General features: G+C 63.5%; 11 protein-coding genes. All 11 read right to left on the bottom strand.

Annotation, left to right across the window (positions count from 1 at the left end; translation table 11 throughout):
• Nucleotides 1-128 precede the first annotated feature (128 nt).
• The 11 genes from ACT9T4_RS15710 to ACT9T4_RS15660 all read right to left on the bottom strand — a co-directional run bounded on the left by ACT9T4_RS15710 (nucleotide 129) and on the right by ACT9T4_RS15660 (nucleotide 12697).
• The gene (locus tag ACT9T4_RS15710; RefSeq protein ID WP_042553624.1) at nucleotides 129-860 is read right to left on the bottom strand and encodes a carbonic anhydrase; all 732 of its coding nucleotides are present in this window, start codon (nucleotides 858-860) and stop codon (nucleotides 129-131) included.
• 391 nt (nucleotides 861-1251) lie between these two features.
• Nucleotides 1252-2916, bottom strand: coding sequence for a glucose-6-phosphate isomerase (gene pgi, locus ACT9T4_RS15705; protein ID WP_179539560.1), 1665 nt, complete (start codon nucleotides 2914-2916; stop codon nucleotides 1252-1254).
• Nucleotides 2917-3009: 93 nt separating this feature from the next.
• Nucleotides 3010-3975, bottom strand: coding sequence for a carbohydrate kinase family protein (locus ACT9T4_RS15700; protein WP_499117845.1), 966 nt, complete (start codon nucleotides 3973-3975; stop codon nucleotides 3010-3012).
• 69 nt (nucleotides 3976-4044) lie between these two features.
• Complete coding sequence (xylB, locus tag ACT9T4_RS15695; RefSeq protein ID WP_499117844.1) at nucleotides 4045-5529, bottom strand: xylulokinase; 1485 nt, start codon at nucleotides 5527-5529, stop codon at nucleotides 4045-4047.
• A gap of 3 nt (nucleotides 5530-5532) precedes the next feature.
• Nucleotides 5533-7008 (bottom strand): mannitol dehydrogenase family protein, encoded by a 1476-nt coding sequence (locus ACT9T4_RS15690; protein ID WP_499117842.1) that lies wholly within the window; start codon nucleotides 7006-7008, stop codon nucleotides 5533-5535.
• Between the two features lie 17 nt (nucleotides 7009-7025).
• The gene (locus tag ACT9T4_RS15685) at nucleotides 7026-8132 is read right to left on the bottom strand and encodes an ABC transporter ATP-binding protein (RefSeq protein ID WP_179539557.1); all 1107 of its coding nucleotides are present in this window, start codon (nucleotides 8130-8132) and stop codon (nucleotides 7026-7028) included.
• Between the two features lie 29 nt (nucleotides 8133-8161).
• Entirely contained in the window at nucleotides 8162-8335 is a 174-nt protein-coding gene (locus ACT9T4_RS15680; RefSeq protein WP_499117841.1) for a hypothetical protein, read from the bottom strand.
• A 10-nt stretch (nucleotides 8336-8345) separates the two neighbouring features.
• On the bottom strand, nucleotides 8346-9179 hold the full coding sequence (locus tag ACT9T4_RS15675) for a carbohydrate ABC transporter permease (RefSeq protein ID WP_042553630.1): 834 nt from the start codon (nucleotides 9177-9179) through the stop codon (nucleotides 8346-8348).
• Between the two features lie 9 nt (nucleotides 9180-9188).
• The gene (locus ACT9T4_RS15670) at nucleotides 9189-10115 is read right to left on the bottom strand and encodes a carbohydrate ABC transporter permease (protein ID WP_042553631.1); all 927 of its coding nucleotides are present in this window, start codon (nucleotides 10113-10115) and stop codon (nucleotides 9189-9191) included.
• A 141-nt stretch (nucleotides 10116-10256) separates the two neighbouring features.
• Nucleotides 10257-11567: an ABC transporter substrate-binding protein gene (locus ACT9T4_RS15665; RefSeq protein WP_042553632.1), complete on the bottom strand. Its 1311-nt coding sequence runs from the start codon at nucleotides 11565-11567 to the stop codon at nucleotides 10257-10259.
• A 224-nt stretch (nucleotides 11568-11791) separates the two neighbouring features.
• On the bottom strand, nucleotides 11792-12697 hold the full coding sequence (locus ACT9T4_RS15660; protein ID WP_042553633.1) for a helix-turn-helix domain-containing protein: 906 nt from the start codon (nucleotides 12695-12697) through the stop codon (nucleotides 11792-11794).
• Nucleotides 12698-13026: the final 329 nt, after the last annotated feature.

Raw genomic sequence — 13026 nt, 5'->3', positions numbered from 1 at the left:
GCAGTCAAAACCCAAGGGTCTGCTCCGTCATGAAATGACGGAGCAGACCCGAACACGGCTGTCGATTGTTGGCGGGGTTAACCCACGGGTCGATTCATGGCCACCGGGTGACGTCCTGTCGGGGTCGGCTAGGAAGCCAGGTAACGCGCTCGAGGGCTGGCGTTGGGAGCGGTTTCGCCATCGAGCGGCAGGAACTCGCCACGCTCGGCGTCATAGGCCTTGATGGTGCAGTTCTCGATGTCATAGACCCAGCCATGGATGAACAGCTGACCGCTGGCCAGGCGCGCAGCAACCGACGGATGCGTGCGCAGGTGGTCGAGCTGGGCCACCACGTTCTCTTCGGTGAGCACACCGAGCGTGGAGTGATCGGCGCAGCCACAGTTGTCGGCGACCACGGTCTTGGCGACTTCGGCATGACGCAACCAGGCCTTGACCGTCGGCATGCGCTCGATGGTGTCAGGCGCCAGCACCGCTTTCATGGCGCCGCAGTCGGAATGTCCGCAGATGATGATGTGCTGCACGCCCAGGCCCATCACCGCGTACTCGATGGCCGTGGATACGCCACCGTTCATCTGTCCGTAAGGGGGCACCACGTTGCCGACGTTGCGGGTCACGAACAGCGAGCCAGGGTCGCTCTGGGTAATCAGTTCGGGAACGATGCGCGAGTCCGCGCAGGTGATGAACATGGCCTGCGGGCTCTGCTGGCGGGCCAGTTTGCTGAACAGCTCGCGCTGCTCGGGGAAGACTTCGGTGCGAAAACGCTGAAAGCCATCAAGCAGGGTCTGCAGGGCATCTTCCGCGGTCTGCTTGCCGGCTGCCGAGGGTGTAGCGGATCGGATGGAACGAATGCGCTCGCTCATGGTGCCTCCTGGTTTCAGTCGTGATATTGACTTGCCATCTAGTGGCAGTGTGCTTCGTGACCAACTGGTCACATCGCATACGAATTTACCCATGAAGGCTTAAACCAACCTTAATCGCAAGAAAAGCGATCCAAATTGGCCAGCGATATGTAACTGCATGCCACTGAGCCAGGCTCGCCTGGCTCCGCACGCAACCGCTCTAGCATGGGCTCGATACCTGTCCCATGTAAGAACGTACAGATGTCCAGAGTGTGACAGCGAGCGGCCTTTGATCAGAAAGGCCGCGTGACCGGGCGTGATTCTGGCCATGCCCGGCCACGCGAAACCGTACGCCTGCGGAGAGATGCCGGGCGGCTTTTGCGCTCATCCAGATAATGGCACTGCGGATCGATCAGCCGCGGTGACGACCGCGGAAGAAGTCGATCAGGCCCTGAGTGGAGCCATCTTCCGCCCGCGCGCTCTCGCTACCGACCATGCGCGAATAAACGCCCTTGCCAAGGTCCTTGCCAAGCTCCACGCCCCACTGGTCGAACGCGTTGTTGCCCCAGATGACGCTTTGCACGAACACCTTGTGCTCGTACATGGCGATCAGCGCACCCAAGCGCCGCGGGCTGACGCGTTCCATGACCAGGGTGTTGCTCGGACGGTTGCCGGGAATCACCTTGTGCGGCGCCAGGCGCTGCACCTCTTCCTCGCTCACGCCCTTGGCACGCAGCTCATCCTCGGCCTCCTCGCGGGACTTGCCGAGCATCAGTGCCTGGCTCTGCGACAGGCAGTTGGCGTACAGCCACTGCTGGTGGTCGGCGACCGGGTTGTAGCTGCTCACCGGCACGATGAAATCCGCCGGAATCAGCTGGGTGCCCTGATGCAGCAACTGGTGATAGGCGTGCTGGCCGTTGCAGCCCACGCCCCCCCAGATCACCGGACCGGTGGCGGTGTTGACCGGCTGACCATCGCCACGCACGCTCTTGCCGTTGGACTCCATGTCCAGCTGCTGCAGGTGCTTGGTGATGTTTCGCAGGTAGTGGTCGTACGGCAGGATGGCATGGCTCTGGGCGTTCCAGAAGTTGCCGTACCAGACACCGAGCAGTGCCAGCAGCACCGGCATGTTCTCTTCGAACGGTGCGGTCTGGAAGTGCTCGTCCATGCGGTAGGCACCGGACAACAGCTCCTTGAAGTTGGACATGCCAATGGACAGGGCGATCGGCAGACCGATGGCCGACCACAGCGAGTAGCGCCCACCGACCCAGTCCCACATCGGGAAGATGTTCTCTTCACGGATGCCGAAGCCCACCGCCGCCTCGCGGTTGCTCGACACGGCGATGAAGTGACGATAGAGCTCGGCTTCGGAGCCACCCTGAGCCAGGTACCAGCCACGAGCGGCCTGGGCGTTCTTGAGAGTTTCCAAAGTGCCGAAGGACTTCGACGAGACGATGAACAGCGTGGTCTCGGCGCGCAGCTTGGCCGACAGCTCGTGGAATTCGCTACCGTCGATATTGGCCAGGTAGTGGCAGCGCACACCGCGCTGGGCGAAGGGCAGCAGCGCTTCGGAAACCAGTTGCGGGCCGAGGAAGGAGCCACCGATGCCGATGTTCACCACGTCGGTGATGGGCTTCTCGGTGTAACCGCGCCACAGGCCATCGTGGATGCGCCCGACCAGCTCGGTCATCTGCTGCAGCACGCGCTGCACCTCGGGAATGATGTCGACGCCATCGACCTGCACCTTGTCACCCAGCGGACGACGCAGCGCAGTGTGCAGCGCCGGGCGCTTCTCGGTGTTGTTCAGCAGCTCGCCGTCGAACAGCGCCCGAATGCCCCGCTCCAGCCCCACTTCCCGGGCCAGATTGACCAGCAGCTCGCGGGTCTCGGTATTGATCAGGTTCTTCGAGTAATCCAGAAACAGCCCGCAGCCGCTCAGGCTGAAGGTCTCGAAGCGCTGCGCATCCGCGGCGAAGGCCTGGCGCATGCTGAAACCGGCAAGACGCTCGCGGTGGGCGACCAGGGCCTGCCAGCTCGGCAATTGCGTGACATCCAGCGATGATGAAAGGTACGGCATGAAGACTCCTTGGTTCGGGCCAGCCAGGCTGACCTCGCGAATTCGATTGCATGCCGCTGGGCGTGGCGTTGGCAATACTGCGTTGAAAATTGCCTACTGCGCCTGACTTCCCTCAACGGCCTGATAACGCTCCAGTTCATGGCGATACGGCAACTGCGGACCCACCCGCGAACAGGTCAGCGCCGCGGCCTGCACCGCAAAATCGAGCATCGCATCGAGCCTCTCACGAGACAACGCAGCGAGGGCAGTGGGGCTGTCCAGCCCATGCTGCACCAGGTAGGCGATGATCGCCGCCTGGAAGGTATCCCCCGCTCCCACCGTGTCACGCGTGACCACCTGGCGCGCCGGCACTGACCAGTGCCCATGCTGCCGGCTGAACACGCTCGCCCCTTCGCTGCCACGGGTCAGAAACACCACCTGACAACGCCGGGCCAACCAGCGCTCGATGCTCGTCAGCGGCTCGATACCGGGATAGAGCAGCTCCAGGTCTTCCTCGCTGACCTTGATCAGATGCGCATGGGCGGCAAAAGATTCAATTCGCTGGCGCCAGCGCTCGATATTCGGTGCAGGATTGAGACGTACGTTGGGATCCAGGGTGATCAGGCGGCGGTCGCTCTCGCGCTCGACCAGCGCCAGCAGAGTGTCGCCAATCGGTGGTACCACCAGCGAATAGGAGCCCACGTGCAGGCCTTTGACCTCATCGTCCAGAGCGGGCAAATGCTCGGGTAGCAGTTGACGATCCGCACAACCCTCGCCGCGAAACATGTACTGCGGCGAGCCCTTGGCATCCAGCGCGACCATGGCCATGGTGGTTGGCGCCTCGCTGGCGATCAGGTAACGATCGCTCACCCCCTCCTCCTCCAGCACCTGGCGCAGGCGCTGGCCGAGGTAGTCACTGGAAATACCGCCGAACAGGCCCGACTCCACGCCAAGCCGACGCAGGCCGACCGCCACGTTGAACGGCGAACCGCCGGCCAGGGCCTGGAAATTCAGCTCGCTGCTGCGCTCGCCAGGGTTGCAGAAGAAATCGAACAGGGCTTCGCCGCATACCAGGTACATGGAATCTCCGCATCTCAGAAGGCGCGCTCGCGCAGGGAAGAGCCGACGGCAAAATGCCGTCGGTGTGGGTCATTGCAGTTGTCGCACCAGCTCACGGTAGCGTTGGTAGACACCCTCGTAGGCCCGGCGGCGCAACGCGTCGGGTTGGGCACCGCGGGTTTCATCCAGGGTCACGCAGCGCTCGCACAGGCTGTCCAGGCTCAGCGCCTCGCCCTGCTCGTGACTCACGCACCAGGCGGCCTGGATCGCCGCACCGAGCGCTGCCGCTTCGGTGTGCTGCGGGCAGGCCACCGGCGCCCCCATGATGTCGGCGACGATCTGCCGCCATGGGGCGCTCTTCGCACCGCCACCGATCAGGCGGATCGCATCGCTGCGAATACCGCTGTCACGCAACAGGTCGAGCCCGTAGCGCAAGCCGAAGGTGGTGCCCTCCACCACCGCCCGACAGAGATTGGCGCGAGTCAGGTTGTCGGTCGTCAGGCCATGCAGGCTGGCGGTGGCCTGCGGCAACGCCGGCACCCGCTCGCCATTGAGGAATGGCAGCATCAGCACGCCCTGCGCACCGATGGGCGCCTGGCCGACCAGCGCACCGAAGGCCTCGATATCCAGCCCCAGCAATTCACGAATCGCACCGCTGGCGTTGGTCAGGTTCATGGTGCAGATCAACGGCAGCCAGCCAGCGGATGACGAACAGAAGGTCGCCACCTGCGGGTGTGGGCTGACCCGTGGCTGATCGGCGTAGGCGTATACCGTGCCGGATGTGCCGAGACTCATGGTGATGGCGCCGGGGGCGATATTGCCCGTACCGATGGCGCCCATCATATTGTCGCCACCGCCGCTGGCCACCAGAGCACGGGGGTTCAGACCCAGCAGCTCGGCGATCTGCGGACGAATCGGACCGACGCAGCGATGCGACTCGATCAGCTCCGGCAAGGCACGCGACAGGGCGCCGCTCGGGTCGATCGACTCGAGTAGTTGGCTGTCCCAGGCGCGGGTGCGCACGTTGAAATAACCGCTACCCGAGGCATCCCCGTATTCAGCGCAGAAACGCCCGGTCAGCCAGTAATTCAGGTAGTCGTGGGGCAACAGGATGTGGGCGATGCGGGCGAACACCTCAGGGTGATGATCACGGGTCCAGAGCAGTTTGGACACCGTGTAGCCCGGCGCGATGGCCACACCCAGGCGCTCCAGCGAACCGCTTTCGCCGCCGAGCAAATCCAGCAGCTGGGCGTTCTCGGCGGCCGACTCGGTGTCGCACCACAGCTTGGCAGGGCGCAGCACTTCGCCTTTGGCATCGAGCAGCACCAGGCCGTGCTGCTGACCGGACACGCCAATGCCGAGAACCTCGCGACCCGACACGCCGGCCTGCTGCAGCGCTCGCGCGGTGGCCAATTCGAAGGCCTGCAGCCAGTCGGCCGGTTCCTGCTCGCGACGCCCGTTGGCACCGCTGATCAGCTGGTGCCCTGCGCTGCCTTCGCCAAGCACCCGCCCACTGTGGATATCCAGCACCAGCGCCTTGGTACCCTGGGTGCCGCAATCGATGCCGAGGTACATGGCTCAATCACCCAGCAGGGTCTGCAGGGTGCGCGTCACGCCGAGCTTGCGCAGGCTGTCATAGCAGAGTTCGAAGGCCGTGACGAAAGCCGCCGACTGCGGGATGCCATTGCCGAAGATCACTTCGACGCCCAACACAAGCTCGCTCACCCGGTCGTCATCCTGTACCAGTTTCTGGCAGAACTCGGCACGTGGATCAGGAATGCGATAGCGGCTGCCTTTCTCGTCGACACCCTTGAGGTACAGCGCCCACGCGGCGACCACCAGCGCCGCGCGCTCCAGCGGCCGACCGTCCTCGATCAGCCGGTTGATGGTCGGCACGATGAACTTGGGAAACTTCGACGAGCCGTCCGAGCAGACGCGTTCGAGCTGATCGGCGATGGCCTGGTTGGAAAAGCGCTCGATCAGGGTGTCCTTGTAAGCCTCCAGATCGATACCCGGCACCGCTGCCAGTTGCGGGGTCACGTCGAGGTCCATGAAGGTGCGCACATAGCGCTGGAACAGTGGATCGTTCATGGCCTCGTGAACGAAGCGATAGCCCTTGAGAAAGCCCAGGTAGGTCAACGCCAGGTGGCTGCCGTTGAGCAGTTTTATCTTCATCTCCTCGTAGGGCGTGACGTCATCGGTGAACTGCACACCGACCTTTTCCCAGGCCGGCCGGCCGCTGACGAACTTGTCTTCGAGCACCCACTGCAGGAACGGCTCGCAGACCACCGGCCAGGCGTCCTCGACGCCATGACGCTCGGCCAGTTGCTGGCGGTGCGCGTCGCTGGTCATCGGTGTGATGCGGTCGACCATGGCATTGGGGAAGCTGACATGGCTGTCGATCCAGGTCGCCAGCTCGTGATCGGCCAGGTGAGCGAACGCCAGCAGCGCCTTGCGGGTCACCGCGCCGTTGTGGGGCAGGTTATCGCAGGACATCAACGTGAACGCCGGCGTGCCGGCAGCACGGCGCCTGGCCAGGGCGGCGCAGAGAAAGCCAAAGACGCTGCGCGGTGCATCCGGGTGCGCCAGATCATGCTGAATGTCCGGCAGATGGGCCATGAACTCGCCGCTGCTGTCGTCGATGCAGTAGCCACCTTCGGTGATGGTCAGCGAAACGATACGGATCGCCGGATCGGCCAGCTTGTCGATCAGCGCGGCGGGTGAGTCCTCGGCCAGCAGCATGCCATTGATGGCACCGACCACACGGACTTCCAGACCGGGCTCATCGCCCAGCACGAACATCGTGTAGAGGTGATCCTGCTCGGCCAGCGCCTGTTGCATGGCGCGGTCCTCGCGGCGCAGGCCAACGCCACAGATGCCCCAGTTCAGGGCTTCGCCACGGTTGAGCAGCGCTTCGGTGTAGATCGCCTGGTGAGCACGGTGGAAACCGCCGACGCCGATATGGGCGATGCCCTGGCGTACGTCCGCCGGATCGTAGGCCGGTACATCGACCTCGGCGGCCAGTGATGCGAGATTCTTGCGGGTCAGTTTCATGGGGTCATTCCTGCGCTTCAGGCGGCCTGGCCAGCCTGGATGCGTTTGTCGATGGCCAGGCCATCGGCGTTGAAGAGGTGGCAGTGGGCCGGATCGAAATCCAGCGCCAGCGGCTCGCCATAGGCCGGGGAGAAATCACCGCGCACACGCACGGTGAGCACTTCGTCGCCCACCCGGACATGGCAGAAGGTGTCGCTGCCCAGACGCTCGCTGACGTCCGCCGTCGCCTGCAGTCGGCCCTGGCCGGCAGGCACCACGTTGAGGTGCTCGGGGCGGATGCCCAGGGTGACCTGGCTGCCGCTCGCCAGGCCGGTGCCTGCCAGCGGCAGATCCAGCGTGGCAGCGCCTTCCAGGCGGATCTGGCACAGCCCGGCATCGACGCGCTCGACCTGGCCACGCAGGAAGCCCATCTTCGGCGTGCCGAGAAAGCCGGCGACGAACAGGTTGACCGGGTGGTTGTAGAGCTCCAGCGGTGAACCGACCTGCTCCACACGGCCGCCGTTGAGCACCACCACCTTGTCGGCCAGGGTCATGGCCTCGACCTGATCGTGAGTCACGTAGATCATCGTCGCCTTCAGCTCCTTGTGCAGCCGCGCCAGCTCCAGGCGGGTCTGCACGCGCAAGGCGGCATCGAGGTTGGACAGTGGTTCGTCGAACAGGAAGATCTTCGGATTGCGCACGATGGCGCGGCCGATGGCCACGCGCTGGCGCTGACCACCGGAGAGCTGCTTGGGCTTGCGTTCGAGCAGGGCGTCCAGCTCGAGGATGCGCGCCGCGTTGGCGACCTTCTCCTGCACTTCCTGCTTGCCTACCCGAGCGAGATCGAGGGCGAAGGACAGGTTCTTGCGCACGGTCATGTGCGGATACAGGGCGTAGGTCTGGAAGACCATCGCCAGATCCCGCCTGGCTGGCGCGGTGTCGGTGATATCGGTGCCGTCGAGGGTGATCGTCCCGCTGGACACCTCCTCCAGGCCGGCGATCAGCCGCAGCAGCGTGGACTTGCCGCAGCCGGACGGGCCGACGAAGACCACGAACTCGCGGTTCTCGATATCCAGGTCGATGCCCTTGATGATCGCCGTGCCGTCGAAGCCTTTCTTCAGGTTGCGGATTTTCAAATCAGCCATAGCGGGCTCCAGTCTTATTCTTCGATTGTTTACAGACGCTGCAGTTGTGCTTCTGCCCAACGGGCGTAGGAGCCCGGCTTGCCGGCGATCTGCAGGGAACCGGCAGCGAAATCGCCCTCGACCGTGGCAGCAGAGCCACTGCCGGTTGCCGGCAGATCGCGAGCAAGCTCGCTCCTACGGCGGGCGACGAGAATCAAATACATATCGGCGTCCTCATTTCACGGCCCCGAACGACAGGCCACGCACCAGCTGCTTCTGGCTGATCCAGCCGAAGATCAGGATGGGCGCGCAGGCAAGCGTCGAAACGGCGGAAAGCTTGGCCCAGAACAGGCCTTCGGGACTGGAGTAGGACGCCACCAGCGCGGTCAGTGGCGCCGCCGCGGAACTGGTCAGGTTGAGCGACCAGAAAGCCTCGTTCCAGCACAGGATCAACGACAGCAGCATGGTCGAGGCCAGGCCGCCACGGGCGATGGGCAGCAGCACGCGAACGATTTCCTGCCAGGTGGTGGCCCCATCCAGGCGCGCCGCTTCGAGGATCTCTCCGGGGATATCCTTGAAGTAGGTGTACACCATCCACACCACGATCGGCAGGTTGATCAGGGTGTAGATGACGATCAGCGCGATACGCGAATCGAGCAGGCCGAATTGCTTGGCCAGCAGATAGATCGGCACCAGCACACCGACCGGCGGCAGCATCTTGGTCGACAGCATCCATAGCAGCGTGCCTTTGGTGCGCTTGGTCTCGAAGAACGCCATCGAGTATGCCGCCGGCACCGCGATCAGCATGCACAGCAGGGTCGCCGAGAAGGAGATCAGCACCGAGTTCCAGGCGAAACTGAAGTAATTGCTGCGCTCGTTGATGTGCAGGTAGTTTTCCAGCGTCGGCGTGAAGATGAACTGCGGCGGCGTGGCGAAGGCGTCGAGCTCGGTCTTCAGGCTGGTCAGCACCATCCAGAAGATCGGAAAGAAGATCAACGCGGCGATGGCCCAGGCCAGGGTGCCGATGATCAGGCTCTGCAGCCGACGGGATTGCTTGAGGGTCAGCATGCTTCGCTCCTACTGCCGGTCGGTCAGGTTCTTGCCGATCATGCGAATCAGCACGATGGCGGCGATGTTGGCGATGACCACGGCGATCAGCCCGCCAGCGGAGGCCATGCCCACGTCGAACTGCAGCAGCGCCTGGGTGTAGATCAGGTAAGCGAGGTTGGTGGACTCATAGCCCGGGCCGCCGCCGGTGGTGGTGTAGATTTCGGCGAATACCGAGAGCAGGAAGATGGTTTCGATCATCACCACCACGGCAATCGGTCGCGCCAGATGCGGCAGGGTCAGGTGCCAGAAGATGGCCAGCGGTCCGGCACCGTCGAGGCGCGCGGCTTCCTTCTGCTCCTGATCCAGAGACTGCATGGCGGTCATCAGGATGAGGATGGCGAATGGCAGCCACTGCCAGGACACGATGAGGATGATCGAGAACAAGGGGTGGTGCGCCAGCCAGTCCACCGGCTGAGCGCCGAAGAACTGCCAGACGGCTGCCAGAATCCCCGAAACCGGATGGAAGATCAGGTTCTTCCACAGCAGCGCGCTGACCGTCGGCATGATGAAGAACGGCGAGATCAGCAGCACCCGCACGATGCCCCGGCCAAAGAACTCACTGGCCTCCAGCAGTGCGGAAATCAGCACGCCGAACACCACGCTGATCAGCAGCACGCTGCCCACCAGCAACAGGGTGTTGCCCGCGCCAGACAGAAACGCGGCGTCGGTGACGAAGTACTCGAAGTTCTCCAGCCCGACGAAATCGTTCTCGCCGGGGTACAGCAGGTTGTAGCGGATCAGCGAGAAATAGATGGTCATGCCCAGAGGCACGATCATCCAGATCAGCAGCAGGACGACCGAAGGGCTGACCAGAAACCAGCCGGGCGCCAGGCGTCGCGATTTACGCGGCGCCGGCTCGCGGGCCAGCTCCGCAGGATTGTCGATGGTATTCATCGTGTCTCCGAAAGACGGTTCTACAGCGGATGACGCTTTGGGAACGCCGCCTGTGGCGCTCCGCGCCGCGTAACACCGGGGCGGACGCGGAGCGTCCCGACATACGTTCCCACGCAGAGCGTGGGAACGATCGCGGTTCCGCTACTTCGGATACCCGGCGCGCTTCATTTCCCGCTCGGTGCTCTGCTGTGCTGCCTGCAGGGCCTGATCAGGCTTCATCTGCCCGGTGAGCGCGGCGGCGAACAGCTTGCCGACACTGGTGCCGATGGCCTGGAACTCGGGAATGGTCACCAGTTGAATGCCCACGTACGGGACAGGCTTGGCGCTGGGGTTGGCCGGGTCGGCCTTCTTCAACGAGTCGAGGGTGACCTTGGCGAACGGCGCCGCCTTCATGTAGGCGTCGCTGTAGGTCGAGGCGCGGGTGCCTGGCGGCACGTTGGCGACGCCATCCTTCTCGGCGACCAGCGCTCCGTAGGCCTTGGACGTGGCCCAGGCGCTGAAGGTCTTGGCAGCGTCCTTGGACTTGGAACTGGTAGGGATCGCCAGCGCCCAGGAGTACAGCCAGGAGGCGCCCTTGTCGGTGACCTGGGTCGGCGCGAAGGTGAAGCCTACCGAGTCGGCGACCTTGCTCTGCGATTTGTCGGTGACGAACGAGCCGGCCACGCTGGCATCGACCCACATCGCGCACTTGCCGCTGTTGAACAACGCCAGGTTCTCGTTGAAACCATTGCTAGACGCGCCCGGCGGGCCGTACTTGTTCATGGTGTCGACGTAGAAGTTCAGCGCGTTCTTCCACTCGCTGCCGGTGAATTCAGGCTTCCACTGCTCATCGAACCAGCGCGCGCCGTAGGCATTGGCCACGGTGGTGATCAGCGCCATGTTCTCGCCCCAGCCGGCCTTGCCACGCAGGCAGATACCGTACTGGCCCTTGTCGGGCTGGTGCAGCTTGCTGGCGAATTCGGCCATCTGATCCCAGGTCGGCTGCTCGGGCATCTTCAACCCGGCCTGCTCGAAAAGATCGGTGCGGTAGTAGGTGATCGACGCTTCGGCGTAGAACGGCAGGGCATAGAGCTGGCCCTTGGCCGAGAGGCCCTCACGCACGGAGGGGAAGACGTCATCGAGGGCATAGTCGGCGGGCAGATCGGTCATCGGCTCCAGCCAGCCCTTCTCACCCCACAGCGCCGCTTCGTACATGCCGATGGTCAGCACGTCGAACTGGCCGCCCTGAGTGGCGATGTCGGTGGTCAGGCGCTGACGCAGCACGTTCTCTTCGAGTACCACCCACTTGAGCTTGATGTCGGGGTTCTGTTCTTCGAAGGTTTTCGCCAGGCGCTGCATGCGGATCATGTCGCTGTTGTTGACCGTGGCGATGGTCAGGGTTTCGGCGGCCTGCGCGCCAACGGTGAGCGACAGGCATGAAGCGGCTACCAGTACTTTGATCGTGTGGTTCATGGTCTTGAACTCCTCTCCCTGACCGGAGAGGTCGCAGGAGACGTTATTGTTTTTGTGGGCCGACCCGGATTACACCCCTACGACCGAGCGCAGACAACGCCTCGACTGCACTGCAACCGATACTTTTTTGCACTCGCCAGGTGACGGACAACGGTCATGAAATGCAGCAGAAAGGCTCAAGCACGAGCCTTTCTGCATCTTCCCGGTGGATGAGAGCGACGGAATCAGTACAGGTTTTGCTCGGTAACCCGTTGCGTGACCAGCCTGCGATAGCCGCTGGGCGTCATGCCCTTGAGCTGCTGGAAACGCCGGTTGAAGTTGGAAATGTTGTTGAAGCCCGACTCGAAACACACCTGAGTCACCGGCTTGTCGCTCTGGGTCAGCAGCTCGCAGGACTTGCTCACCCGCATGCGATTGACGAACTCGACGAAGCCCCGCCCGGTGGCCTGCTTGAAGAAACGCGAGAAATAGGTGGGCGTCATGCCCAGATACTCGGCCACTTCTTCCTGGGTCAGCTCCTGGGCGTAGTGCTGGAAGATGTAATCCACCGCGCGGTTGATGCGTTCGACATGGTGCTCGTCAGCCAGCTGCGCAGCGGTTCTGTCCGACAGCAACTGGTAGTCGTCGCAAGCAGCGAGCAGCTCCATGAGGATGAAGAAATTGCCCAACCGGGTCATGCCCTGGGAGTCGGCGATGCGCTGCAGCAGCTGACGCGCCTCGGCGATGGTGCGCTCGCAGCGGAACTCGATGCCGTAATGGGCCCGGCTGAGCAGCGGCTGCAGATCCTTGAGCTCGGCGAATACCGCGGTGCCGCTCTCCAGCACCTCGTCGGTGAAGTTGACCAGCATGTCGCGCTCGGCCACCGCCTCGCCCGCACTCATCTGGCTGATCCAGTTGTGCGGCAGGTTGGGGCCGGTGAGAAACAGGGTGTCGGGGGAGAAATTGCCGATGTAGTCGCCGATGAACACCTTGCCGGAACTGGCAACGATCAGGTGCAGCTCGTATTCCTTGTGGAAATGCCAACGCACCAGCGGGCTGGGAAAGCCGTGCTGGCGATAGATCAGCGAATGACCCTCGTGGTCATCCATCAACTCGTAGGAGGGGTCGAGCGTTCTTTGCGTTCGGGACATGGCTCGGCAGCCTGCTCTTGTTCTTGTCGAAACAGCTATCGACTAGAGACCCTAGCACAGTCCGAGGGGTTCGCTGACTGACCTCGCCGCGAGAACCCGGTCACACCCACGCCCTGCTCATCCACGCTGAGATCGCAAAGCGGTGAGCTGGCATCGTGCGATCCACTGCAGGAGCGGGCCGCGCCCGCGAATCGCGCGCATGGCGCGCTCCCACACAGATGCAGGGTGGATCGGGGCGCGTAGCTGACGCTCTTTCATCCACCATCGCGGTCATGAGGCGGTGAGCTGACCTCGTGCGATCCACCGTGGGAGCGGGCCACGCCCGCGAT

The sequence above is a fragment of the Pseudomonas sp. SZ40 genome (assembly GCF_052958135.1).
Note: the sequence above shows the minus strand (reverse complement) of the source record. Positions and strands in the feature narration are given on the sequence as shown.